Raw genomic sequence first — 25,484 nt, 5'->3', positions numbered from 1 at the left:
GCGATACGATCAGTCCGCCTTGCCTGCGCCAGCCGATACGGCACTCAGCTCCGCCATAGCCTCGCTAATAATGTCGAGCCCTTCTTGCAGCTGCTCCTCCGTGATGACCAGCGGGGTCAAGAAACGGACAATATTGCTGTGGACTCCTGCGCCGAGCAGGACCACTCCTTTTCGGTAACAAGCTTGCAGCAAAGCTGCAACGAACTCTTTCGCCGGCTTGCCGGTGTCCGGATCGACGAACTCCACGGCGCACATCGCACCCAGTCCGCGAACGTCTCCGATGATTTTAAACTCATCCTGCAGCTTTTGGAAATGACTGCGGATCGTGTCGCCGATAACCCGCGATTTTCCCGGAAGGTCTTCGCGCTGCATCATCTCGATCACGGCCAAAGCCGCTGCGCAGCCGAGCGGGCTACCGCCATAGGTTCCGCCGATTTCGCCCGGGTTCGGGGCGTCCATGATCTCCGCTTTGCCGACGACGGCGCTGATCGGAAGACCTGCGGCGATCGACTTGGAAAGCGTGATGAGATCCGGCTCGATATCGAACAGCGTCGAAGCGAACATTTCTCCGGTCCGGCCGAAGCCGGTCTGAATTTCATCGGCAATAAACAAGATACCATGCTTCTTGCAAATCTGAAAGACGCCCTGCACGAACGATTTCGGCGGGACGATGAAGCCTCCCTCGCCCTGCACCGGCTCCATAATGACCGCCGCCAGCTCTTCCGGGGCGACCTCGGTCAGCAGGAAGTCCTCGAACTGCTTCAGGCAAAAATCCCCATACTCCTCTTCGGTCATCGACGCGGGACGTTGGTACGGATAAGGGAAAGGCGCTTTATAGATCGCCGGGGCATACGGCCCCATCTGGTATTTGTACGGCTTTACTTTGCTCGTCAGGGACATGCCAAGTAGGGTCCGGCCGTGGAAGCCGCGTGTGAACGAGACGATGCCCGTTTTGCCCGTATATTTCCGGGCGATCTTCACCGCGTTCTCAACCGCCTCCGCGCCGCTGTTCAAGAGCACGGCTTTTTTCGCAAAATCGCCCGGGGTGATCTCCGCGAGCTTTTCCGACAACGCCACATAAGGCTCATACATCCCCACATGGAAGCACGTATGAATGTATTTTTCCGCCTGCGCCTTGATGGCGTCTACGACCTCGGCCGGGCTGTGGCCCGCGTTGATGGTGCCGATCGCGCCGACGAAGTCCAGGAACACGTTGCCGTCCACATCGTACAGCAGCGCCCCCTGCGCGCTCTCGACAAACAAAGGATGGTTGTTGCCGACTCCCTTGGATACCGTTTGCTGTCTGCGTTCCAGAAGCGCTTTTGTCTTCGCTCCCGGCAATTCGGCTGCCACCGATACGAATTTTCGTTGGGCTGTCATTGGTTTGTTCCCCTTTCGGCTTGAAAAATTAACCGTTCGTTTCGTCCAGTCCGCACCAATCGATAAGCGTCAAAGCAATGATTTCCGCCGCTTCCGTCACTTTGTCCAGCTCGATATATTCGTTCGGGTAATGAGCGACTTCCGTAACCCCGGGCCCGAACACGATGGCAGGCGTCTTGCCCGCTTGGGTCAGCAGACCGCCGTCCGTTCCCCACGGGGACGCTTCGATGACCGGCTCCGCTCCGGCGACCTTGCGGTACTGCTCCGCCAAGGTGTGCATGAGCTCATGCTCCATCTCCATGGAACCGGGAATCCAGCGGGCACCGAACCATTCCAACACCGGGGCGTGCTCCTTAAACCACGGGTCCTGCTCGGCAAGCTGCTCCAGCCACTGCTCCATCTCCAGCTTCGCTTCCTCAATCGTTTCCTCGGGCGAGACGCCCATCCGGCCTTCCAAACGGACGAGATCGGGAACCGAGGACGGCCAGTTGCCGCCTTGGATGACCCCGATGTTGATCGGGATCGGAATCGGCGTATTTTGATACAGCGGATCGGTGATCCGGGCGTTGCGCCGTTCCTCCAGCGCTTGAATATGGCGAATGACGAGCATGCTTTTCTCGATGGCGCTGACTCCTTCATACCGGGTGCCGCCGTGCGCCGCCCGGCCCTTCACTTGAATCCGGAACCACATCGAGCCCTGCTGCTTCGGAAAAATACGCATATTCGTCGGCTCCGGGATGATCGCCGCGTCGGCGTGGTAGCCCCGCATCACGGTCGCGAGCGTACCGGCTCCGCCGCTTTCTTCCTCGACGACGCTCTGAAAGATGACGTCGCCTTTCAGCCGAAGGCCCAGCCCTTGGATCGCTTGGATCGCCAGCAGCAGAGAGACGTTGCCGCCTTTCATATCCGTGACGCCGCGGCCGTACATTTTGCCGTCTCGGATCGCGCCGCTGTACGGATCGTCCGACCACTGCTCGCGCTCCCCCTCCGGGACGACATCAATATGGCCGTTCAGGATGATCGACTTCCCGCCGCCGGACCCGCGCAGAATGCCGACCACATTCGGGCAGTTATCGAAATCCGGCCGCGAGGAGCAAAAGTACGGATGCTTCTTCAAAGCTTCCACGTCCAACTCCCATACGTCGACCTCTAAACCCATCTGCTGCAGCTTCTCGGCGACCAATGCCTGCGCCGCCGCCTCATGGCCCTGCGTGCTTGGCACCTGCACCAGCCGCTGCAGGAAGGCCATACCTTCCTCGCTGTTCGTGCGCATCCACTGCTTAATCCGTGCTTGGAGCTCTGACATGTTTCTCCTCCTTGTGCGGAAGTAAGGTGAAAAGGTGATTGCTGCGCGTGCGGATCATTCTTCCGATTCGCTCTTGTCCCCGGATTCTTTCATCCAATAACCCCTTTAGAGGTTAGAATCCGGAGACAAAGGCGACCGCTACGCTTCTCCAGAATGATTCCGCTCGCTCCGCTCCTTTTTTCACCGAACCCCCAAAAAAATCTAAACCTACGCCTCGCTCACGTTCTCGTAGATCACAGCAATGCCCATGCCGCCGGCCATGCACAGCGTCACCATGCCGTACTTCACGCCGGACCGCAGCATTTCGTGCATCAGCGTCACGGTCAGCTTCGCTCCGGTAGCGCCTACCGGATGCCCCAGCGCAATCGCGCCGCCGTTGACGTTCACCCGCTCCGGGTTTAGCTTCAACTCACGGATGACGGCCAGCGCTTGCGCGGCGAACGCCTCGTTCAGCTCGATCAGCCCGATGTCGTCGAGCGTTAGCCCCGCCTTGTGCAGCGCCTTATGGACGGCAGGCACCGGCCCGATGCCCATCACGCCCGGATCGACTCCGGCGCTGGCGAACGCCTTGACCTTGAGCAGCGGCTGGATGCCCGCCCGCTCCGCTTTGCTGCGGGACAGCAGCAGCACGGCGGCTGCGCCGTCGTTCATCGGGCAGGCGTTGCCCGCGGTGATCGTGCCGTCTTGCTTGAAGACGGCAGGCAGCTTGGCGAGCTTCGCCAGCTCGATATCTTCCCGCAGCGACTCGTCCCGGTCGAAGAGCCGGACGCCTTGCCGTTCCTGAAGCTCCAGCGGCACGATTTCGTCCTTGAACCGTCCGCTACGGACCGCGTCGGCCGCCTTCCGATGGCTTTCGAACGCAAACTGGTCCTGCTCTTCCCGTGTAATGCCGTACTGCTCGGCTAATCGCTCCGCAGTCATGCCCATATGCTCATTCCCCAACGAGCAGGTCAGCCCGTCGGCGAGCAGTGCGTCCTCCATAGTGACATTTCCGAATTTCGTGCCCCAGCGGTTTCGGACCAAATAAGGCGCTTGGCTCATGCTCTCCACGCCGCCCGCAATGACGGCTTCCTCTTGCCCCGCCGCAATCGCCAGCGCTGCGTTGGTGATCGCCTTGAGGCCCGAGCCGCATGCTTTGATGACGATGTGCCCCGGCACCGTTAGCGGAAAACCTGCCCGCTGCGAGCTGATTCGGGCCGAATTGAGCCCTCCGCCGTGCACATAGCCGTGGCCGAAAATGACTTCGCCAACGTCTTCCTTCGGCAGCGCCGTTTTCGCCATCAAGCCCGTCAGCACTTGACGCCCCAGCTCGGTGGCGGGCACATCCCGCAGCGACTTGCCGAAGGCTCCGACCGCCGTGCGGACTCCCGCCGCGATAACGACTTCATTCATCACGGATTGCCTCCCTTATTGAATCGTGGACACGACGGACGGAACGATCAACTCCGCTTCCGTCTGCCGGATGACATCTTCTGCTGTGAAGGGGGCCATCACTTCCCGCAAAACAAGTCCTTCGTCCGTCACTTCCATCACGGCCATTTCGGTAATGATCATATCCACGCAGCGCGGCGCGGTTAAAGGCAGCGAGCACTGCTTCAATATTTTCGACTCGCCCTGCTTGTTCGTATGGTTCATCAGCACGATGACCTTGCGCGATTTTTGCGCCAGCTCCATCGCTCCGCCCATCCCGGGCACCCGTTTGCCGGGAACGATCCAGTTCGCCAAATCCCCGTGCTGGCTCACTTCGAGCGCGCCCAGAATCGTGATGTCGACATAGCCGCGGCGGATAATCCCGAACGCCGTCGCGCTGTCGAAATACGATGCGCCCGGCACGATGGTCACCGGAAAGCCTCCGGCATTGCACAGCGCGGGATCTTCACTCCCCTTGGCCGGGCTCGGTCCTGTGCCCAGGATGCCGTTTTCCGCGTGAAAAAACACTTGGATCTCCGGCGGCACATAATTGGCCACCAAGGTCGGAATCCCGATGCCGAGGTTCACGAGCATCCCGTCTTGAATTTCCTGCGCCGCCCGCCGGGCGATCCGGTAACGGCTGTCTTCTACTCCCACGCCCATGTCCAGTTCACTCCTTGACTCGGTATGACCATATCGACATAAATCCCCGGGGTGACGATGCATTCCGGTTCCAGCTCGCCGAGCGGCACGATTTCGTCGACCTCGGCAATGGTGTAATCTCCAGCCATCGCGACAAGCGGATTGAAATTGCGGGCGCTTTTGTCATAGATCAAGTTGCCGTACGGATCGGCCTTCTGCGCGTGCACGATGCTGACCTCGGCGGTCAGCGCCGTTTCGATCAAATACGGCTTACCGTCCAGCACGATCTGCTGCTTGCCCTCTTCGGCAATCGTGCCGATGCCGACATCGACGAAGATGCCGCCCAAGCCGACGCCTCCGGCGCGGATGCGCTCGGCCAGCGTCCCTTGCGGGCTGAACTCGACCTCAAGCACGCCCTCGTTCATGAACCGGCCGGCGTTCGGATTGGAGCCGATATGCGAGACGATGACTTTTTTGGCCCGGCCCGCCGTGATCAGCCGTCCGATGCCGATATCCGGGAACGCGCAGTCGTTGCCAATCAGAACAAGATCGCGCACGCCTTTATCCAATATGCCTTGGCACAAGGACGGAGGATTGCCCACGCCTCCGAAGCCCCCGTACATCAGGGTCATCCCGTCGCGGATATGCTGAAGCGCATCCTCCAGCCCGGCGACCTTGCTTCGCTTTTTTACAAGCTCCATGCGTTCTCCTCCTATACCGCCGCTTTATTCAAATGGCCTTCCGCCCGAAGTTCCTCTTGAACCTCAAAAATACTTTTTTCCAATATGCTTACTAGGCTATCTATTTGTTCTGGGGTAATAATTAATGGCGGAGAGACGATAATCGCGTCTCCGGCCGCTCCGTCGATGCCGCCCGATGCCGGGTACACGAGCAGCCCTTTGTCAAAAGCGCGCTTGATGACCCGCGCCGTCACGCCGAGCGATAGCGGGAAAATCCCCTTCGTCCGCACATCCGGCACGAACTCCAGTCCAAGCAGCATCCCTTTGCCCCGAACGTCGCCTACAATGTCCAGCCGCTTGGCCATCTCCTGCAGCTTGCCGAGAAGATACTCGCCGTTCACATCGGCCGCACGAACCAGATCGTGCTTTTCCATATAGTCCAGCACGGCCAGGCAAACGGCGGCGGATTGCGGATTGGCGCTGTACGTATGGCCCGCCATGATCGACTTGGACCCTTTCAGAATCGGCTCCATCACCTTATCGCTGACCAGCGTCGCCGCCATCGGCGTGTAGCCTGCGCTCATCCCTTTGCCCAAAGCGACGATGTCCGGGGTGACCTCCCAATGCTCGATGCCGAACTTCTTGCCGGTTCTTCCGAGCCCCGTCATCACCTCGTCCGCGATGAAGAGAATGTCGTATTTGTCGCAGATGCGCTTGATCTCTTGATAGTAGCCCTCCGGCGGTGTTACCGCTCCTCCCGAAGCGCCGATGATCGGCTCGGCGATAAATCCGGCAATATGCTCCGGCCCGATACGCAGAATCGACGTTTCCAGCTCCTGCGCGCATTTCATGCCGCAGCCGGGATGCGCTTCCTTCAGCGGACAGCGGTAGCAGTACGGCGCGGAAACGGACGGATAATCCTCGAGCAGCGGAATGAACCGCTTGCGCCGCAAAATATTGCCGGACATGGACAAAGCGCCCATCGTAATGCCGTGATAGCTCATCCAGCGGGAGATGAAGCGGTTTTTGCGGTCGCGGCCTTTCTCCTGCCAATGCTGGATCGCAATCTTCATCGCCGTCTCCGTCGCTTCCGAGCCGCTGTTGACGAAAAAGGACCAGTTCCAGCGCCCCTCCGACCATTCACTTAACCGGCGCGCAAGCTCTTCGGCCGGCTCGCTCGTAAACTGGGCGCGGTACGCGAACGACACTTTTTCCGCCTGCGCCTTCATCGCCTCGACGATTTCCGGCACCCCGTGGCCGATGCTCGCCGTCACCGCGCCGGAGCAGCCGTCGATATACGTTTTGCCGTCCGTATCATAGAGATAAATTCCTTGTCCGCTGGCCACTGTAGGGTAGTCGTAGTCCAGAATCGGCTTGATCAAATGTGTATCCGTCATGTCGGTTCCCCTCTTTACGCTTGTGTTAAACCCAGCCTCTCCAGCGCATGGCTTCCGCCATTTTGCGGAGGCCTGCCATATAGGCGGCCAGCCTCATGTCCACCTTGCTTTCCAGCGCGATCCGATGGACCCCGCGAAAAGCGTTGACCAAAACGTGATCCAGCTTCCGATAAACTTCCGCTTCGGACCAATAGCAGCCCTGGTTGTTTTGAACCCGCTCGAAGTATGAAGCGATAACGCCGCCTGCACTTGCCAGCACGTCGGGGACGAGCAGCACGCCTCGGGAGGTGAGAATTTCCGTAGCCTTCGCAGTGGTCGGCCCACTTACCGCCTCGATGACGATTTTCGCTTGAATGTCGGCCGCGTTCTCTTCCGTAAGTTGGTTTTCAGCGGCGGCCGGGATGAGAATGTCGCAAGCTTGGACAAGCAGCTCCCGGGTGGAGATCGCGCTTGCGAACAAATGGGTGACCGCGCCGGACGCATCCCGTTTTTCCAGCAAATAATCGACGTCCAGACCGTCCGGGTGGTACAGAGCGCCGCCGGCATCCGCAATCCCTACGATCTTCGCTCCGGCGTCGTGCAGAAATTTGGCTAGATAGCCTCCGGCATGGCCGAACCCTTGAACGATCACCTTGGCGCCTCTAAGCTCCACGCCGGCCGCCTTCGCCGCTTCACGCAGCACGATCGTCACGCCTTTGGCCGTCGAGGACTCCCTGCCCGCCGAACCGCCCAGCACGAGCGGCTTGCCGGTAATAAAACCGGGCGAGTCGAATTCGCGGAGACGGCTGTACTCGTCCATCATCCAAGCCATCATTTGCGCATTCGTGTACATATCCGGGGCCAGGATATCCTTCGTCGGGCCGACGATCTGGCTGATCGCCCGAACATACCCGCGGCTCAGCCGCTCCAGCTCGGCGGCGGACATCGTGCGCGGATCGCACTCAATGCCTCCCATGCCCCCGCCGTACGGGAGGTCGGTCAGACCGCATTGGATGCTCATCTCCATCGACAAAGCGGTTATTTCCTCAGGCGTTACCGCAGGATGCAGCCGAATGCCGCCTTTGGTCGGTCCCACCGCATCGTTATGCTGAGCCCGGTAGCCCGTGAATACCCGGACGGAGCCGTCGTCCATACGTAGGGGAATGCAAACCGTCATCAAGCGAAGGGGCCGCTTCAACAGCCCATAGAACGATTCCGCGCAGCCCATATGCTCCAGCGCCTTCTTGATGAGCTGCTGCGTTCGCTCCAAGACGTTTGGTTGTTCCGTTTGCCGAACCGTATCGACTGCCATCGTTCCACCTCCGGCCTCTGCGTTATGGCTTCGATTACTTGTAGTTTAAACCAGCTAAAGCGCTCGATCTATTCGACCGACGAATCCAAAATGAGCGCGCTTTTTTATACATCAGGTATAAATTCCAGCTTGCCCGAAATGACGGGCCGTGATATAACTGACTCAAGCCAATCCGCACAGAAAAGAGGATCATTCCTATGGGAATTAGCATTCAAGAAGCGATCCAGCTGCCCGTGATGTCGAAAACGAAATTGGTCGCCGGATTCGACGGCATGAACAATATCATCAAATGGGTCACGATCGTCGAAGTCATCGAAGACATCGACCGGCTGCAGGAAGGCGAGTTCCTGATTACGACCGGCTTCGGCCTGATGGAAAGCGAAGAGAAACGCAGCCAGTTCCACAAGCTGCTGTCCAACAAGAAGCTGTCCGGCGTTGCGATGTACACCGGCTTTTACTTGCGCGAAATTCCCCAATCGTTCATCGACATTGCGAACCGCTCCGCCCTTCCGCTGCTGGAAATCCCGACGGATATCAACTTTTCGGTCATTACGAAGGCGATTCTGGAGCAGATCGTCAACAACCAGTTCCGGATGTTCGAGCATTCGATCAACATCCACAAGGAATTTACCCGTCTGGTTTTGGACAACCAAGGCATTCAGGCGATCACCGAGACACTGTCGCGGCTGACGGATGGCAGCATCGTGCTGTTCGATGCGGATGCCTCCATCGTCTCGGATCGGATCGTTCATGACGCGGTCCGCCGAATCGGCCAGGATCGGCTCCTGCTCTTTTCCGAGCCGTTGCAGCCGCCTTTTGAACAGCAGCTTCTTCACTTAAACGGTCATGAAAGCGAATACACAATTTCGCTCTATCCGGTCATGGCGAATCAGACGAACTACGGCTGGATTGCGGCTATCAAGGATAAAGAACGATGGAAAGACATCGACCAGATCGCGGTTGAGCATGCGGCCACCGTGTATGCGATTGAATTCCTGCGGCATAAAGCGATTTTAGATACGGAAATCCGTTTTCAAGGCGAATTTCTCGATCAAGTGTTAAGCAAAAATTTTACCAATAAAGCCGAAGTGATCGAGCGCGGGAAAAAGCTGGGCTTCGATCCGAGCGGCAGCCAAGCCGTGCTGCAAATCAAGGTGGAGAACCTTCCGTCCGACCTCGAACGCCGTGCGCTGGACGATATGCTGGACCGGCTGTATCAGGTTGTGAACCAGACGATGAGCAAGCATAACCGCCAGCTTCTGCTGCGCAATCGGCTGGACGGCTGCGTCGTCCTCATGGGAACAGGGAGCAAAGGCACGGCTCCCGAAGCCGCAGAGGAAGCGTCGCTCCTGGCCGTACGGGACATCGCCGACAAATGGAGCGCGTTCTACCCCGATTACCCGCTGCGGATCGGCATCGGCAAAAGCTACGCCGATCTGGCCGACTTGGCCAAAAGCGCGCAAGAAGCGCACCGGGCTCTCGTCTTCGCCAAGCTGCTGCACAAGCCGAAGTCCGTCGTCCACTATGACGATCTAGGACTGTACCACTTCCTGATCCAGATGCAGGAACTCGGCATGGACTTGCGGCAGTTTGCCGAGGAGCAGCTCGGAGCCTTGATGCAGAGCAAGCGCCAAGGGGCCGACCTGCTTCAAACGCTGGAAACGTACTTGTACCATAACCAGAGCCTTCATGTGACGGCGGCCGAGCTGTTCATTCACCGCCATACGCTAAAATACCGGCTGAACCAGATCGAGAAGAAAACCCGGCGCAATCTTCAATCGTCAGAGGACCGTTTGAAGCTGGAAATTGCGATCATGGCCTACAAGCTGACCGTCTCTTCCGAAGAGCTGTAGCGGGCGCGCGGCTTGGCGCTCGCTTCCCTGCTTTTCGCTTTCGCGTTGACATCGAGTCTCGCTTCCAGCTTGCCTACCACAAACGTAAAGAGCATAACCAGAGCCAAATAATACAACCCTGCCACCACATACGTTTCGAGCTGCTTGAAATTCGAGGCCGCTTCGCTTAACGCCGCTCCCCACAAATCCGACATGCCGACGTAAGCCACGAGCGACGATTCCTTCAAGCCTAGAATGAACTGGTTGCCAAGCGGAGGAATGGCAATTTTGAACGCCTGCGGCAAAATAATTCTGCGCATCGCCTGCGGATACGTCATCCCGAGCGAGCGGGCCGCCTCCATCTGACCCCGGTCGATCGATTGAATCGCGCCGCGGAAAATTTCCGCGATGTAAGCGCCGCCGTGAATTGCCAGCGCGAACACCCCCGCCCAAAACTGCGACAGCAAAATAATGTTCGATATGCCGAAGTACAGCACGGCGATCTGGATAATGAGCGGCGTGCCACGGATTAACGTAATGTAGAATTTCGCTACGGCGTTCAAGACGCGGCTCTTCGACAGCCGGAAAAAGGCAAATACAAGACCGATGACGCTTCCGAGCAGAAGAGAAACAAACGTTATGCGAACGGTCAGCCAAGTCGCTTTCAGAAACACGTCGTAACTGGACAGCAAGATTTCGATCATCGGGTCACCTCATCTGAATATCGTTTCGTTACTTTTGCAAAATATTTTTGCCGAACCACTTCTCGCTCAGCTTGTCGTACGTCCCGTCCTTCACCATTTCGTCGATGGCCTTGTTCAATTGATCCAGCAGAGCTTGGTCCTCCTTGCGGACCGCGATTCCCATTTCCTGCATCGTCAGCGGCTCCCCTACGGCCTTGATCGCCGTGGCGCTTTCCTTGATCATGCGGAAGCCGACCAAATCGTCCGTAATGACCGCATCCACCCGCCCTGTCGGCAGATCCAGCAGCGCCGTCAGATCGCTATCGTATTCCGTAATGTTGCCTGCATCCGTCCGTTCGGCAGCCAAGCCTTTGAACAAGCTGGCCTTGAGCACGCCGATCTTCTTGCCTTTTAGATCGTTCGCGGATTTAATCGTCTCGTTCGTCTTGGCGACGAAAATTTGCGCGCCTGACCGGTAGTAAGGCGTCGTGAAGTTGACCGTCTTCTGGCGTTCCGGCGTAATCGCCATACTGCCCAGAATCGCATCGTATTTCTTCGAGAGAAGACCGGGAATGATCGTTTCCCACGGGTTCGTGACCGGCTCGGCCTTCACGCCCATTTTCTTGGCCAGCTCGCTCCCGAATTCGACGTCAAAGCCGACCAGATTGCCGTTTTCCTTGTAATTGAAAGGCTTGTACAGCCCGCTCATTGCAAAATGAAACGCTTTCAATTGTCCGGAATCTTTACCGTCGGCAGACGGGGTATTGCCTGTCGAAGCACAGCCGGCGAGCAGCATAGCCCCTACCAGCATCGACAACAAGGAAACGATCAACCCTTTTTTCATCACACATTCCTCCTGTAAGTTGGTCTTAGGCTGCGTTGCTTTTTATTAAAGGATGCTGCGCAAAAACTGCTGGGCCCGCTCTGTCTGCGGCTGGACAAAAAATTGTTCGGGATGGGCTTCCTCCAATATTTTTCCGTCGCTCATGAAGACGACCCGGTCGGCTACCTCGCGGGCGAAGCCCATCTCATGGGTGACGACGATCATCGTCATGCCTTCCTTGGCGAGCTGCTTCATCACTTGGAGCACCTCGCCGACTAGCTCGGGGTCCAGAGCCGAAGTCGGCTCGTCGAACAGCATCACTCTTGGCGCCATGGCGAGTGCCCGGGCGATGGCGACGCGCTGCTTCTGCCCGCCGGACAGCATGCCGGGATAATCGTGCGCCTTATCCTTCAGCCCCACCTTGTCCAGCAAGTCGTAGGCGGTGTCGATGGCTGTTTTCTTTTTGAGCTTCTTCACATGGATCGGAGCTTCGATCACGTTCTCCAGTACCGTTTTATGGGGAAACAAATTAAAATGCTGGAACACCATGCCGACCTCTTGCCGGATCTGATTCAAGTTCGACTTGTGAGGATCGCGCTTTTCCCCGAAAATATAAATTTCCCCGTCGTCATAAATTTCGAGGAAGTTCAGACATCGCAGCAGCGTGCTTTTGCCCGAGCCGCTCGCACCGAGCAAGACGACGACTTCTTTTTCCTGTACGTTTAAATTGATGCCTTTCAGGACGTTAACGGAGCCGAATGACTTGACCAAGGTGTTAACTTGAATCATGGATTAACCTCCTTGCGGGATAGTCTATGTTGCGAAGAAAGCGCATTCTTTTTGTCTTGCAGCTTGTCCTCAAAAGTTTACCTGGTTAAATAATAATATAGAAACCGCTTACAATCTATTCGCCGATAGAACGAAAAAAGCTTCCCGCTTTTTATACGTCATGTATATAAATCATACCCGATTTCGACGGCCCGATGCTGTGGAAACCGTTGGGAAGGGGTAAAAAAAGAGGGCCGCCGAAGCGACCCGCTGATAAACCTATCGATTATGCTTTCCCTGCGCTCTTGTCTCCCAGCAGCGAGTTCAACTGCTCCAGCAGGTTGCCGCCGCCGGTGAGCGAAATCGTGCCGATCTTCTCGCAGATTTTTTCCAGGAACTCCAGCTCCTTCAACCGGTACAGCGTCTGGTTCTCGTCCATCAGCTTGGCGGTATTGAGCAGGCTGCGCGTTGATGCCGTTTCCTCGCGGCGGGTGATCAGATTGGCCTGAGCCTTTTTCTCGGCCAGGAGCACCGTGTTCAAGATGTCCTTGATATCGCCGGGCAGGATAATATCCTTCACACCGGCCGATACGAAAGCGACGCCGTAATCCTCGCTCTTCTCGTTCAACCGGGACAGCACGAACGCCGCGATTTCCTGCTTCATTTTCAGAAGATCGTCCAGCTTCAAGGTGCCGATATATTCCCGCAAAATGAGCTGCAGCTGGATATACATCTGATCCTCGAACGATTTGATCTCGAGCGCGCGCAGAGGGTTCACGATTTTGTACTGGCAGACAAAATTGAGCCGCAAGGTCACCTTGTCCTCGGTCATCATTTCCTGGCCGGTCATGTCCATTTGCTGCTGGCGCAGGTCAACGGTCTTCACCGTGACAGCGGTAGGCCCTTTCCAGAAATAATATTTGCCGGGCTTGAGTTCTTTTTGCATCACATGGTTATAAAACAGCACGCCCGATTCGTAGCTCGCCACCTCGTACGTCTGACAATACGCCATCAGTCTGGGCCGGACCGCCAGATCGACCTCCGCAGGCAATTCGGGCTGACGGATGTCCACCCGGACATAAGCGTGCTTCTTCAATATGTTCCAGAACACATATCTTCCGGCCGTCAGCAGTCCGGCGAATTTGCCGTCCTCGTAATGCAGCACGTATTCGTGGTCTTGCACTTCGATGACATCCAGCTCCCGCAAGAGCTGATCATCGTGGAGGAACAACTGCAAGTCTTTCCCCTCCACTGCAAAAGGCTTCGTTATATTGAGAACAACAACCGTCTCTTCGGTAAAAGCTGAGAGGCGGTACGTGCCGGGCTGTAAATATTTTTCGTAGCTTCCTTTGCGGAACAGCAAGCCACGCTCGTCGGTTTGAATGGTTACTTTTTTAAACATGGTAAATCCTCCTTCAACAGCTCATACCTAAGCTGCCTTTCCTTAGTTGGTGACCTGCGAAAGGAACCCTCCTGCGCCCCTGGCGGAATCCCGCTTAAGAACGGAGGAGCCGGGGCTTCCGGCCTTGGGGTTGACGAACTTCGGATCGGCTCCATTGCAGCCTTTCTCCCGTACACCGTCTCCTTGGCGGTTGCCTTTCCGGTTGCTCCGTCCGGTATCCGCGGATTGCAAAGCCCGGACGCAGTGTGCTGTGGAAGCCACTGAGGGTTCCTTTGAAGGTCACAGCATGTCATTTTCGCTCGATTGAAGTCGAGTGCTCCCCACGGAGCTTAATCGTCCCACACGATTTGGGATTCGAACCCAAAATAATGGCAGATTCATGCCGGATCGGCCGTACAGGATACCGGCGCATAGGATGCGCGGGCACTGCGGGATTATAGGAAATCCCAGCCTCGTTACGCCTTCCGTACATCAACCTAAATGTATGATAGAGCGTCTCAGACGCGTACCATCGTTAGTTCCCCGTTCCCGCCCTCGCCGCTTTGTCTGAACCAGCACCCGGTCGTTACTATTACAAGAACCGGTACGCTTGTAAGATGTTCTGGGCTTGAATCATATAATGCAGGAATCGAACCTGCCGGACATGGCCCCTCACATCCACCAGGGAGTCCAACTTGCCCAGTTGGCGGGTGATGCTCGCCTTCAGACAAAAGGCTACCAAACTAACACGGATGATCGTTACTTACAACAGCTCGGTTTTCCAGTTCATTTCCTGAATGCCGGTATCCAGCTCCCGGTAAGCTTTCGAGTACTGGTCGACCTGCTTTTGCAGCTCGGCAATCTGAACCGTCGGAATAAATTTCACTTCCGACCTGCTGTACCGGTCCTGCTTAATCGCCGCGGCATTAATGACCTCTTGCATCATCGTTCGGCGAATCCCCAGAATATCTCGCTTCGCCAAAGCATCGGCAAGGGTAACTCCGTCGTGCAGCACCGTCTGGGCGTTCGTCCGGTTGATCGCGGTCATCAACGACTCCAGCTCTTGCAGCGTGTCGTTCATTTCTTGGAACAAATTCGTCGGATTCTCCGGCGGGTGCTCTCCTTCCTGCACCTTCGCACTGCGGTTCAGGCGGACTTTCAATTGTTCGATGCGCTTTTGGCAATCGGCTCTATTCATTAGAGCTTCAGCTAATTTCATCGTTATCACCTTTTTAATCTTTAGGATGGCAGCGCCTTTGTGTATCTTATCTTCGCTGATTTGCGGCGAAACGAACATGGCGAAAGTATTACGACGGGTGGAAAGTTTTGCATGAAAAAGAAAAAAGACCGGGGCAGCAGCTCCGATCTTATCATCAAGGGAAACGAATACGGGATTTTAATGCAGTTTTTTATTCAACGCTTCGATCTCCGCCTCCGATAAGCCCGTTACTTCGGCAATCAAAGAGACGGGCAAGCCTTTTTGCAGCATATTTACCACAATTTCCGCTTTCCCTTCCGCCCTTCCCCGAGATTCCGCATAGTCTAGCGCAGATTGCTCGTCAAGCAGCGCCTTTTTCCGCATCTCATACAACGCTCGAGCTTCTTTATTCTGGCTTAAAAATTCCAGCGTCGTCATCGCTTTTTTCAGCCCTGGTGTATCCATGGCTAGTTCCTCCCATCGCTCTCGGGGTGCGCCGTCTATGAACATCAGCCAATTCACCAGCCGATCGTCCATCTTATGCGGCTTCAAACTAAGCTTCGGCAGCTCCATAAAATGAATTTCGATATCGTCAAGCAGCAGCTCGCTCGTATGATCTTCACGCAGGTGATAGATGTTGTGAAACCGATCGTTCGGAATTTGATTGAACGTCAAGATATTGATCGAGATGACCTTCTTCAAGCTTTTGTAAAACTGACCTTCCCCCAACTGCTCTTCGTACATCTTCGCCGCGTAATATAAGCTGCGCTTCGGCATGTCATATTTATTGCTGACCTGAATTTCCAGATTCACCTGTTTGCCGTCCTCGTTCTGGGCGCGGACATCCAGAATGGCCTGCTTGTCGGTCAGTGCATTTTTATCCAGCTGCGGATTGAGCAAGGTCAGGCTGACGAACGGCTTCGGCTCGGTTTCCCGCAGCGCTTCGTTCAGAAAATTCAACAGCACTTCGTCTTTATTTTCTTCACTGCCGAAGATTTGTTTGAACACGAAATCAACGGACGGTTCCAATAGTTCGGTCATTCGTTCTCAGCTCCAATGGCTTGCTCTACGCCGCAATTTTCTACTCCCATTATACCACAAAAGAGGCACAATATAGACAGATAAGCAGCCTACGGACCGCAAGGAATACCTCATAGCCCGCCATCACACAAGCTTGCCAGAACCGGCTCCGTCCCTTAAAGTCTAGGATCGATTTCTTTCTCCCGGGCCACTTCAAACAGCAAATTAGCGACGATTTCGTTATACGTCTCATGATCCGGCGCGATTTCATCGAACCGCACGGAGAGCATCTTGCTGCCGAGTTTATATTCGTTCATCGAAGTGCGAAGCTTCGAGTGAATGTTTTTCTGCCTCATCAGCTTGCCGTACTTGTGCGGGAAGCGGTAATCGTATCCGTAGATGATCGATAAATACTCCGGATTGCGGACCTTCATATATGGGACCGACCGGCCTTCCACGACCTCCGGCTTGATCACGACGCCTTCCATATGGTTCCCGATAGTTAACGTCGCAAAGTACTGCTCCGCCTTCTTGCGGCTTTCCGGCTCGGACAGATCCAGCATAACAAACTCGTCATCCGACAGAAAGCGGTACATCTCCGAAGTGCTCCAATCCGGCAGCCACTCCTCGCCGCTATCGTATACCACTTTCAACAACGCAAAAGGCTTGTACTCCAGCTCCCCGTCCTCCGCATACAGCTCCAACTGCTTCTTATACGTTTCATAGGCGGCCGCATGCTCCTCCAGCGGCACGTACGTCTCCAAAATGTCGTGAACATATTTATAGTTTTGATACACACTTGCCCCGTATTTGTCGCTTAGGGCGGCTTTCGAGAGATGGAATTGGTCTTTTTCAAACCCGCTGGCGCGGTATTCCTCCGTCAGCTTGCCGAAAGCTTGTTCAAAACCGTTGCGCTTCAGAAAATCCAACTCGCTCTCCAATGCCTTCTCGATCGGCTTGAACTGCCGCTCGATGAGTCCGTCCCCGAGTGCCTTCCACGGCATCAGCTCCCCGTCCAACAGCAGCATAGAGACGCCGTTCTGCTCCATGTATCCGCCGAATTTTTGCAGTAGCCTATCGTAAATGCCAGTCAGATCCACCTGATTGATCTTGTACCCGTTACGGCTGACGGCAAAGCACTGCTCCCGGTCTTTATACAAATAAATGTTGCACCGGGAGCCCATATATTTCGGCTGCAGCACCACCTGATGAACTCCGCGCTCGGCAAAATAATCCAATCCGCGCTGCAACGACTCCAGTTCGCCCGCAGCCACGTCCTTATCCGCCGGGGACATTGTTCCCGAGATAAAGTTGATCTTGTTGCGCGATACATAACGCAGTCTGCGAATTTCCTCTTCGCCAAGCTCCTGCACGGAAACCTTTCTCTCTTCCCGGAACAAAGTCGGAAGCTCATCCGTCATAACAGCCTGCCCGGAATTGTAGGCTTTAAAGAATGGCTTGAACGAAATGCTGACCGAAGTCAGCGCGTTCCCATGCACGCATCCCGTATCGAGGTGAAGCTTGCTTTTGATCCGGAACGCCTGCTTCGCCGCAACGTGCCCGAACACGTGGTACGGATGATTTTTCACCGCTTCTTCGTTAAGAAAAGCCAGCTGCTCCTCCAGCGGCGCCTCCCGGTTGATGCGGAAGCTGCGCTGATGACGCGTCGAATTCGCATCCAGCTTCCCGATATATTTGTTCCGGCACGGGGCATGGGTCACGTAGAAGGACGCTCCCTTGGTGCCAATCGACCGGTAAAACGGCTTCGAGATAGAAACAAGATGATTGAACTTCTCCAGCAGCTCCGCATCGCTGCGCAGCACTTCCGTCGAGTCGAAATACGTCCGCAGTAGCTCTGAATCAGCCCCCTGAATTTCGCCCCGCAAATATTTATAGACGAAATTCTCGTGATTCCCGAGGACGAATAAGAAATGCTCCTGATTATCGTACAAAAACTCCACGATCTCTTTAGTACGCTTCCCTTTGTCGATCCAGTCGCCGGCTAGTAGCACCTTCGTATTCCGCACTTTGTCCGTTACGGCCAGCTTCCCCGCTTCCAGCTGGTAGCCGTAGCTCAGCAGCAGACCTTGCAGTGCATCCACACACTCGTGAACGTCGCCGACAATAATGACCTTTTGATCCTGCGGAAGAATGGTCGACAAATACTCCTCTTGATCTTCAATGACGACTCTGTAATCGGGATTAGCCCGTCGCTCCGTTACCGAGTAAAAATCTTTGGCGCGCACCTTATGAATTTTGGCGTACTTTTCCTTAGCCAGCGAACCGAGAACGTCTTTTCGCAGCCGGTTAATGTGGCTGGTGATCAGCTTCTTCGACCGCTCGGAGGCGTTATAATCTTCCCGCTTGCGGTAATCGAACAGAATGACCTCCAGATTATAGTTATTCTCATGGGCAATCTCGCGAACCTTCGCCCGAAAGTCCTCCGACAATCCGGTCGTATCCACGATCACGAATTCCGCATTGACGGGATACGAGGTCACCATATTCAGCTTCTCGAACAACAGATGAAACGCCTGCCCGCTCGCCTCCAGCATCAATTGGTCGTATTTATCGTAGGCAAAACCAAGAACCTCTTGGCGAATACTGTCGGAAGAAAGGTATTGGATGTTGCTTTTAAAATGTTTGGACTCGTCCTCGAACCGCAGCCCGGGAATCAGCACTTCGTTGGCGAACGTCGTTTTCCCGCATTCCGTCGATCCGATCATCATAAAAACGGTGTGAACCTTCGTTTGGATCTCCATTGGCTAGGCCCCCTTTTTCTTGAGAATGACGCCTTGCGTCGTCTGGATGCTGTTGACCCCGTCTCCGACGGAGACGAATTCATGGTGCAGGCCCGTTTCCCGGATGATCTCCAGAAACCACGCTTGGAATTCCTGCTGCCCCATCTCCCACTTGTGGTCGTCGTGACGGAACCCGCTCAATTCGTAGAACGGATTGAAGTCCGAATTCGGCGTCGTGATAATAAAATGCTCGAAATCCACCTGCTTGCAAATCCGTTGAATCAGCGACTTGGCCTCGTCCTGACTCATATGCTCGATAACCTCCGTCAGGATGACATCGACCTGCTCGCCGTTGTACTCCTCCAAGAAATGATCGATCGAACGAAACGTGACCAGGTTGTCGAGCTCTCGCGCTTGCGCCTTGCGGCTGACCGATTCCAGCAGCTGCTCGTCGATATCGACGGCATAGTAGCTGCCCTCGATCTTCGCGGCAAAAGGAAGCGCATAGAAGCCTTCCCCGCAGCCAACGTCCAGGATCGATTTATTAAAAGGCAAAGCGCCGGCGATATAGTTTCTCCGTTGAAGAGCGGTACCTCCGTAATCGAATCGAATGGCGTACCGGCTTGTTTTCTCAAGCTCGCCTTTATATTTCTTGAACCGGTCCCTGGAGGACAAGAAATTCCGGACAAACAAGCTGCGGATGTAGAACGGCGCGTCAATCGCTTGAATGCTCTTAATGTATTTGTCCAGAATGCTATCGGAAATATCGATGTTTTCGTTGCCGAACATGGACAGGAACAAGCACAGCACGCTTACGACATGCAGCAAATGATGAAGGCTTTTGCGCGTCGTAATCGTGAGCGAGTAGCTTTTGTGAGCGTGATGCTTGATCTCAAACGTAAAATCGGTCAAATGCTTTTCAAAAAACTCGATGTACCGCACCAGCTCGATATGGATCATGTTGATATGGAACGAATGCTCGTAGCCTTCGACGTCCTGCTCGTCCTGCGCTTTCAGCGGCGCGGAAAAAAATTCGTTCAGCGCATTCAGCGGAAATAACGGCGTATTATAGCGGGATACGTTCAAATATTCAAAATCCTCATGCTCGTGCTGCTTATAGGAAATCTCATTGTCCGCATCCTTAAAGTACACGTTGTAGGTAAAGTCGTCCGTGTACCAGCCGTAAGCCGTCCCCTTGCGGATCGAACGGAGAATCATGCCGGACTCCGGATTTTTTTTGATAATAAACGAAAGCTTCGGGTTCGTGGATCTCACTTGAATGATCGCCATCTGCATCTTCCCCTTGGAATGAAATTGTGTCCGGTCGTAGTTAAACACAAAAAAGACCACGGACTCAGAGGTCCATGGCCGGATTGGATAAACGAGCCTGATGTCAACTTGCTTGAAGTCGGCATAAAGCTTCACTTAAAGACAGACCGGTAAGGCCGATGAGGGTACACTGCTGCATATGCTGTTGATGAAATGTGTTGCACTGGTCGTGTTATTGGAACTGAAATAAAACTTTTGATTCTTAAGCACCCTCATCCGACCTCCTTCGACAATAGTTAGTGAAATCATACGCGGCGGTCCATATTTTGTCAAGAAAATCTCTAGGTTTTAACATTTTTTCGACTTGATATTGACAAAGGATGCCGCCGCCGTTATATAATGTCATTATGATATTATCAATTAGCTAATATCGAAGCGCCGGCAACAGTCAAATCTTAAAGTGAAAGCGAGAGCTGATAATGATAGAGAAATTTACGTTTTTTTACCGTACTGAGTCCCCCTTTTCTCAATGGCATCCTTCACGATTTATCGTGAATGGAGTGGAGTTTAACTGCGCAGAGCAGTACATGATGTATCAAAAGGCGATGCTGTTCGGGGATCAAGAGACGGCAGCTAAAATATTGAAGGCCACGACGCCTAGCGAGCAAAAGAAGCTGGGCCGCTTGGTCCGGAACTTTGACAAAGATCAATGGGACAACTACGGAAAGAAATTTGTTTACGACGGCAACTATGCGAAATTTACGCAGAATCCGCACCTGCTGGAGCGACTGCTTCAGACGAAAGGAACAACCTTGGTTGAAGCAAGTCCTACGGACCGGATCTGGGGAGTAGGGCTATCCGAAGACGACCCGAGAATTCGAAACCGAAAAACCTGGCAGGGCAAAAATGCGCTGGGGCACATTTTGACGCAGCTACGCGAGAACCTGCTGAAGGAAAATCAAGAAGTAACCTGAACAGAAGGAACGGAGTGAATAAATATGAACGCATCTACCCATAACAGAGAAATTAGATCCAAGATCGCCAAAGAAACCTTAGATATTTTGGAGCAAGGCTTCTACACCAGCCCCTCCGGGACACAAATAACAATCCGGGACGAAGTGAAGACGGCCATTACGAAATCCGTCCTCTATGCGCCCGATCGGCTGCCGAATATCTTGAAGGAAGCAAGTACCGTCAACGATCGCATAGGGATCACGCCTCACATTGAGGTGATGAACGAATCGACCTTGGCAGCGGCGCAACGGCTCGTAGCGCAAGAAGGGGTCGCGGAGACCGTTTGTCTAAATTTCGCTTCCGCCAAAAATCCCGGAGGAGGCTTCCTCGGGGGAAGTCAGGCGCAGGAAGAGAGTCTGGCCCGCTCTTCCGCCTTGTATCCGTGCATTTCCCAGATGTCCGAAATGTACGACCATAACCGGAGCCTCAAAACCTGCTTTTATTCCGACTATATGATCTACTCTCCGAAAGTGCCGGTATTCCGGGAGGATCGCGGCAGCCTCCTGCCGGAGCCTTACTTGGTTTCCATGATCACTGCTCCTGCGGTAAATGCCGGGGTTGTACGGGAGCGCGAACCGGAAAATACGGCAAAGATCGATACAGTCATGCTGGAGCGGATTCGTTTCATTTTAGCGGTTGCGGCTGCCCACGGACAGCGCGCCATGATTCTCGGCGCCTACGGATGCGGCGTCTTTCGGAATAACCCGAAGGATATCGCCCGCCTTTTCAAGCAAGCGCTCATTGACGAAGGTCGTGCCGCCTGGTTTGACCACATCGTCTTCGCCATCCTGGATAACTCGGCAGACAAGCGGACGTTGAATGAATTCAAAATGGCATTGGAGCCATAGCAACTTTTTTCAATGATGATCGTTTATTTAGGTGAGATACCATAAAATGGGGTGAATGGATGAAAACATTGGACGGCCTCTAACTTCCCAGAAGGAGGTTAGAGGTTATTGAGCCGAAGTGTAAAAAAATCCCCTGTATGGAACGATCACTACACACCCGGTACACGTTGGGCCAAGCAGCAAGCCAGTAAAGCGGTGCGCCGTTATGACGATGACATGCAGAATGGAAAATGGTACCGAAAACTATTTTGCTCTTGGATCATTTGCGACTACAGATTTTTCAAAACACGGCAGCAGGCCATCCATGAATGGGAAACTTCTCCGTGGCCCCGGGACAAACAAATGTCCCGAAAAGAAGTCATTCTAGATTGGTTCAAATCTTATAGAAGGAAGTAAGCGAAAGCGTCGGCTCGGGAAGTGTCGGCGCTTTGCTGCATACGATTTAAAACGCATACGCTTTTTGCGTGATCGTGCGCTCGCATTGTTCAAGCTCGTCTGCCGCACGGTGTAAATAATCGATGCATCTTCTCAAATCCTGGTTATAGCCCACCTTATAGTCGATCCAAGTTACCGATATGCGCTGCTGCCAGTCTACAAGACTTGCAAGCGTATCAAGTCTGCGGTCTACATGGACGATCTGGCTCTGAACCGCTTGTAAGCGGGAAGCCAAATTTCTGAGCTCCATCATGTTCACGCGAATATCCTCATGCTGTACGCCGGATGATTTCCACGTATGCCAAGAATCCTTGACAAACCTCGAAACCCTGCTGACAATATCATGCACTTCGGCATACACCCGCTGCTTAAAATCGTGAAACCTCTCTTTCATGACGGCTCCAAGTCCGGCCTGTTCAAACAAATCGTCGAACTTGCGCGTCGCCCACGTTTTGAACTGAACGATCTTCTCATCCACAACTTCCGCAGCAATCTGGGCAGCTGTTACAAACGCAGTAGCTACAAACGTAATTTCTACAGCTTTGAGCATCGCTCCTACGGAAATCATCGTTTGGGGAACGTTAGTGACCGCTAAAGCACCTGCCGTTTTCAATAATTGAACCGTATCGATATCGCCATTCCACACGGCAAAAATGAGCTCCACCGTTTCGTACAGCATCGGGTTAGGCAGCTTTTGAATCCCTTGCGTAAGATTGGACAGCATTCGATATTCAAAAGCTTTGCTTTGGACATTGTCCCTTGTTAAAGTACCCTTGTCGTTCACAAGATACTTAAGGGCATGATGGTCCATATTGAATAAATCAGGCAGCGTTCCTTTTTTGGCTGAGGTTTCAATCATGATCGGCTTGGTCGGATTATAGAAAAGGGAAGACACGGAATCGTATCGGTTCTGAAATTCCTGAATTTTGCCCCTCATATGCTGGATTGAATGTTGATAGGTCATGGTAAAATCCTTGTTAAAGCCAGGGGCGTTAAACGTAGCACAGTTGACTATTTTTTGTTGGATTTCACCAGTCGCCGTTAAGGTTGCATACAGTGCAAGGTTCCCCCCGAGAGAATGACCCGTTACTGTGATATTGTTATACAGCTTCGCCTGTGATTCCATGTACAATCTGGCTTTATGCTGCTGGACGCTTTCCTCTTCATACGAAGTTGACGCATTATTTTTCCAATCGTTCCGAAACTCTTTTTTGGCAATATCTTCGCTTCCCCGAAAGGCAAACACCGCTTGCCCGGGCTCCGGCTCGAACGTGTACGCCACGAACCCTGTTGCCGCATTATCGTCATCGACATGGCTGATTTTCCAATGATAATATTTCGAAGAATCCTGAGATAAACTTTCGATTGCATGCTTAAATGCTTCAAACTGTTCTTTTGTTTTAAAATGGCCTTCAACATCATGAAATGATGACTCCAGCTCTTGCTTGTAGGTGTTTACGAGTTCACCTACGGTAAGCGCCCCGGAAAGCAAGCTTTTGTTTAAATCCGTATGATTTTTTATATTCAAGTACACCAGTTCTGAAAGTATCGCTTTATCTGCCTCGGTAATGTTCACGGTCAATGGTATCCCCCTTCCTTATGATTTGGTATACTCCCAGTCAAAATGACTCAAAATCTCTTGCACAGAATACACCTTTTTTGCATCGAAAATTTTGGCAAACGTATACGTATAACTCATTTCTTTCCGAGTGTAATAATGAAGTGCTTCGCCCACCGTATAAAACTCCGTGCTAACATGCTCAAAAGCGGACGGTTTTAAATAAAATACCGAAATAAACCCATGCTTAAATTCTTCTAAGGCCAGTATTCTATCTACCAATTGGTCTACTTTTTCCGCTTGGCGTTCTTTGTCAATATCAGGCCCGCTTTTAATAAACAGATCGACGGCTAGTCCATTAATCTTTTCGGCCTTAAAATACTCTTCGATACTGATGTTTTTGTTATTCAAATCGCGGGCCGGAAAAGATAGGCCTCCCGAATCCAGATGCGTCTTGACCCAGATGTCCTTCTGCTCAAAAACTTCTTGAGATACCTTGATCATCTTTTCATCGAATTTATCGGCCATAATCATGTTCATATAGTTGTCCCATACTTTGCTAAAATCCTTCGTGATTTCGGCTCTAAACCGATGCCGTGGGGAATTTGGGGGATACGCCTCCGCTTTGATCGTATCGGTTGAAAATATCCCTAACCCATATCCGCCTCCGACGTTTTCAACCACGAACTCTTCGCCATACTTTTCATTTAAATACCGCGACATTTTGTCTTCCGCATCCTTGTACTTCTGACCGCAGCCCATAAGCGTTACAAGCGATAGCACTATCACGATTCGAAGCACCAGCCTTCCATTAAAGTTCATTTCCCGCTCCGTACCTCCATGAAAGCAAAAATTGAAAACGGATTGTTTTCCCGTTATCTCAACCGATACAGCATTTGAATGACCTCTCTGTATTCATTTGAAATCTGTGTCAATCTTCTGGAGCAATAGTCTACGCTAATTCCTTTCAAACCTTTTAATTCCAGCGCTACGCTTTCCAATTCCCGTCTGATTCGGTTGAGTTCTTCAATAATGGCGGTTGCTTCCCGATCTGCTGCCGCGTTCATGCGCATCCCTCTTTGTATCCCTAGATTGTAGACGACGGAGAGCGACAGGAACTCCCTGTCACCCTCCATACGAATCAGATCCTACTTGAATTGGCTGGCGTTGCTGTTAATGGTCGTTTCGGTTGCATCGTAGTTCGAAACCGTATTATCCAAAAAAGCCGCATAAGAGTCCACAACCGCCCGATAATCACTGAACTTTTGGGCATTCGTATTGAATTTGTCCTGGATGGTTCGGGAGGCATCGCTATCCCATGAGCTCGTCAAGCCGTTCATTTCTTTCTTAATTTCTTCGAGCTTGGCGGTCAAGCTGCCGTTCAGTGCCCGGATCGTTGCCGCGGTTTGCGTTACCTCTGCGGTAGATATGCTGATTCCTTCGATAGACATCGTAGTCGGCCTCCTTAAAGGGATAATTAGTTCGCTAATTTTTTGGCGGAGTTCGCAATTTCGGTTTGCGTCGTCCGATACGTTTGGGCGCTATGCTTTAAGAACTCGGAATATTGCTCCATCAGCTTTTTCATATTTTCAAAATCGTCGCGGAATCCTTCGATTTGCGTTGTATAAGCGACGTTATCCTGCCCCTTCCACGCATTGCCCATGGCCTTAACTTCGTTAAACAGTTGATCGTACAAACGCTGATACTCGGCGGCATGCCCATCCATGTTTTTAGCTGCAGCTTCCAGCTTAGTGGGATCTACGACAATTTTTCTTGCCATACAAATTTTCTCCTCTCGGTAATAAAGG

General features: G+C 53.3%; 24 protein-coding genes. 3 read left to right on the top strand and 21 right to left on the bottom strand.

The features are described from left to right. Nucleotides 1–9: 9 nt before the first annotated feature. From gabT to QMG93_RS14005, 7 genes are all read right to left on the bottom strand, one after another. Nucleotides 10–1,380: a 4-aminobutyrate--2-oxoglutarate transaminase gene (gene gabT / locus QMG93_RS14035; RefSeq protein WP_281937396.1), complete on the bottom strand. Its 1,371-nt coding sequence runs from the start codon at nucleotides 1,378–1,380 to the stop codon at nucleotides 10–12. A gap of 28 nt (nucleotides 1,381–1,408) precedes the next feature. Then, nucleotides 1,409–2,686: a peptidase gene (locus tag QMG93_RS14030; protein ID WP_281937394.1), complete on the bottom strand. Its 1,278-nt coding sequence runs from the start codon at nucleotides 2,684–2,686 to the stop codon at nucleotides 1,409–1,411. A gap of 207 nt (nucleotides 2,687–2,893) precedes the next feature. Next, nucleotides 2,894–4,078 carry a thiolase family protein gene (locus tag QMG93_RS14025; protein WP_281937393.1) on the bottom strand — a complete coding sequence of 395 codons (1,185 nt, stop codon included), beginning with the start codon at nucleotides 4,076–4,078 and terminating at the stop codon, nucleotides 2,894–2,896. 15 nt (nucleotides 4,079–4,093) lie between these two features. After that, nucleotides 4,094–4,759, bottom strand: coding sequence for a CoA transferase subunit B (locus tag QMG93_RS14020; protein WP_010496592.1), 666 nt, complete (start codon nucleotides 4,757–4,759; stop codon nucleotides 4,094–4,096). Beyond that, nucleotides 4,744–5,439 (bottom strand): CoA transferase subunit A, encoded by a 696-nt coding sequence (locus QMG93_RS14015; protein ID WP_281937390.1) that lies wholly within the window; start codon nucleotides 5,437–5,439, stop codon nucleotides 4,744–4,746. The genes QMG93_RS14020 and QMG93_RS14015 overlap by 16 nt, the downstream gene beginning before the upstream one ends. A gap of 11 nt (nucleotides 5,440–5,450) precedes the next feature. Continuing rightward, nucleotides 5,451–6,815, bottom strand: a complete 1,365-nt coding sequence (locus tag QMG93_RS14010) for an aspartate aminotransferase family protein (protein WP_281937388.1) — start codon at nucleotides 6,813–6,815, stop codon at nucleotides 5,451–5,453. 25 nt (nucleotides 6,816–6,840) lie between these two features. Beyond that, complete coding sequence (locus tag QMG93_RS14005; RefSeq protein WP_281937387.1) at nucleotides 6,841–8,106, bottom strand: Glu/Leu/Phe/Val family dehydrogenase; 1,266 nt, start codon at nucleotides 8,104–8,106, stop codon at nucleotides 6,841–6,843. Between the two features lie 197 nt (nucleotides 8,107–8,303). Between QMG93_RS14005 and QMG93_RS14000 the strand changes: the two genes are divergently transcribed. After that, entirely contained in the window at nucleotides 8,304–9,959 is a 1,656-nt protein-coding gene (locus QMG93_RS14000; RefSeq protein WP_281937386.1) for a PucR family transcriptional regulator, read from the top strand. Here QMG93_RS14000 and QMG93_RS13995 read toward each other — a convergent pair. The 9 genes from QMG93_RS13995 to QMG93_RS13955 all read right to left on the bottom strand — a co-directional run bounded on the left by QMG93_RS13995 (nucleotide 9,926) and on the right by QMG93_RS13955 (nucleotide 19,842). Continuing rightward, entirely contained in the window at nucleotides 9,926–10,642 is a 717-nt protein-coding gene (locus QMG93_RS13995) for an amino acid ABC transporter permease (RefSeq protein ID WP_063188100.1), read from the bottom strand. The genes QMG93_RS14000 and QMG93_RS13995 overlap by 34 nt on opposite strands. A gap of 28 nt (nucleotides 10,643–10,670) precedes the next feature. Next, nucleotides 10,671–11,465, bottom strand: a complete 795-nt coding sequence (locus tag QMG93_RS13990; protein ID WP_216791190.1) for an ABC transporter substrate-binding protein — start codon at nucleotides 11,463–11,465, stop codon at nucleotides 10,671–10,673. 45 nt (nucleotides 11,466–11,510) lie between these two features. After that, complete coding sequence (locus QMG93_RS13985; RefSeq protein ID WP_216791192.1) at nucleotides 11,511–12,233, bottom strand: amino acid ABC transporter ATP-binding protein; 723 nt, start codon at nucleotides 12,231–12,233, stop codon at nucleotides 11,511–11,513. Nucleotides 12,234–12,498: 265 nt separating this feature from the next. Continuing rightward, nucleotides 12,499–13,614 (bottom strand): slipin family protein, encoded by a 1,116-nt coding sequence (locus QMG93_RS13980; RefSeq protein WP_281937385.1) that lies wholly within the window; start codon nucleotides 13,612–13,614, stop codon nucleotides 12,499–12,501. A 42-nt stretch (nucleotides 13,615–13,656) separates the two neighbouring features. Beyond that, entirely contained in the window at nucleotides 13,657–13,875 is a 219-nt protein-coding gene (locus tag QMG93_RS13975; RefSeq protein ID WP_281937384.1) for a hypothetical protein, read from the bottom strand. A gap of 481 nt (nucleotides 13,876–14,356) precedes the next feature. Then, the gene (locus QMG93_RS13970; RefSeq protein WP_281937383.1) at nucleotides 14,357–14,812 is read right to left on the bottom strand and encodes a DIP1984 family protein; all 456 of its coding nucleotides are present in this window, start codon (nucleotides 14,810–14,812) and stop codon (nucleotides 14,357–14,359) included. Nucleotides 14,813–14,989: 177 nt separating this feature from the next. Further along, nucleotides 14,990–15,832, bottom strand: a complete 843-nt coding sequence (locus tag QMG93_RS13965) for an Rpn family recombination-promoting nuclease/putative transposase (protein ID WP_281937382.1) — start codon at nucleotides 15,830–15,832, stop codon at nucleotides 14,990–14,992. A gap of 155 nt (nucleotides 15,833–15,987) precedes the next feature. After that, nucleotides 15,988–18,573 (bottom strand): metallophosphoesterase, encoded by a 2,586-nt coding sequence (locus QMG93_RS13960; RefSeq protein ID WP_281937381.1) that lies wholly within the window; start codon nucleotides 18,571–18,573, stop codon nucleotides 15,988–15,990. A gap of 3 nt (nucleotides 18,574–18,576) precedes the next feature. Beyond that, nucleotides 18,577–19,842: a class I SAM-dependent methyltransferase gene (locus tag QMG93_RS13955; RefSeq protein WP_281937379.1), complete on the bottom strand. Its 1,266-nt coding sequence runs from the start codon at nucleotides 19,840–19,842 to the stop codon at nucleotides 18,577–18,579. A 461-nt stretch (nucleotides 19,843–20,303) separates the two neighbouring features. On the opposite strand from QMG93_RS13955, the gene QMG93_RS13950 reads away from it, so the two are divergent. Together QMG93_RS13950 and QMG93_RS13945 are read left to right on the top strand one after the other, a co-directional pair. Then, the gene (locus QMG93_RS13950; RefSeq protein ID WP_281937658.1) at nucleotides 20,304–20,795 is read left to right on the top strand and encodes an NADAR family protein; all 492 of its coding nucleotides are present in this window, start codon (nucleotides 20,304–20,306) and stop codon (nucleotides 20,793–20,795) included. 24 nt (nucleotides 20,796–20,819) lie between these two features. Then, the gene (locus QMG93_RS13945; RefSeq protein WP_281937377.1) at nucleotides 20,820–21,683 is read left to right on the top strand and encodes a TIGR02452 family protein; all 864 of its coding nucleotides are present in this window, start codon (nucleotides 20,820–20,822) and stop codon (nucleotides 21,681–21,683) included. A 442-nt stretch (nucleotides 21,684–22,125) separates the two neighbouring features. Here QMG93_RS13945 and QMG93_RS13940 read toward each other — a convergent pair whose 3' ends face one another. The 5 genes from QMG93_RS13940 to QMG93_RS13920 form a co-directional block, all read right to left on the bottom strand. Then, entirely contained in the window at nucleotides 22,126–23,694 is a 1,569-nt protein-coding gene (locus QMG93_RS13940; protein ID WP_281937375.1) for an Mbeg1-like protein, read from the bottom strand. 21 nt (nucleotides 23,695–23,715) lie between these two features. Further along, entirely contained in the window at nucleotides 23,716–24,498 is a 783-nt protein-coding gene (locus tag QMG93_RS13935) for a hypothetical protein (RefSeq protein WP_281937374.1), read from the bottom strand. Nucleotides 24,499–24,551: 53 nt separating this feature from the next. Further along, complete coding sequence (locus QMG93_RS13930; RefSeq protein ID WP_281937372.1) at nucleotides 24,552–24,743, bottom strand: hypothetical protein; 192 nt, start codon at nucleotides 24,741–24,743, stop codon at nucleotides 24,552–24,554. A gap of 81 nt (nucleotides 24,744–24,824) precedes the next feature. Continuing rightward, nucleotides 24,825–25,127, bottom strand: coding sequence for a pore-forming ESAT-6 family protein (locus QMG93_RS13925; protein ID WP_281937370.1), 303 nt, complete (start codon nucleotides 25,125–25,127; stop codon nucleotides 24,825–24,827). Between the two features lie 26 nt (nucleotides 25,128–25,153). Continuing rightward, complete coding sequence (locus QMG93_RS13920) at nucleotides 25,154–25,456, bottom strand: WXG100 family type VII secretion target (protein ID WP_254366011.1); 303 nt, start codon at nucleotides 25,454–25,456, stop codon at nucleotides 25,154–25,156. Nucleotides 25,457–25,484: the final 28 nt, after the last annotated feature.

The sequence above is a fragment of the Paenibacillus tyrphae genome, from assembly GCF_027925525.1.
Taxonomy (GTDB): domain Bacteria; phylum Bacillota; class Bacilli; order Paenibacillales; family NBRC-103111; genus Paenibacillus_G; species Paenibacillus_G tyrfis_B.
The sequence above is the reverse complement of the archived record's forward strand: the minus strand, read 5'-3'. Positions and strand labels throughout refer to the sequence as shown.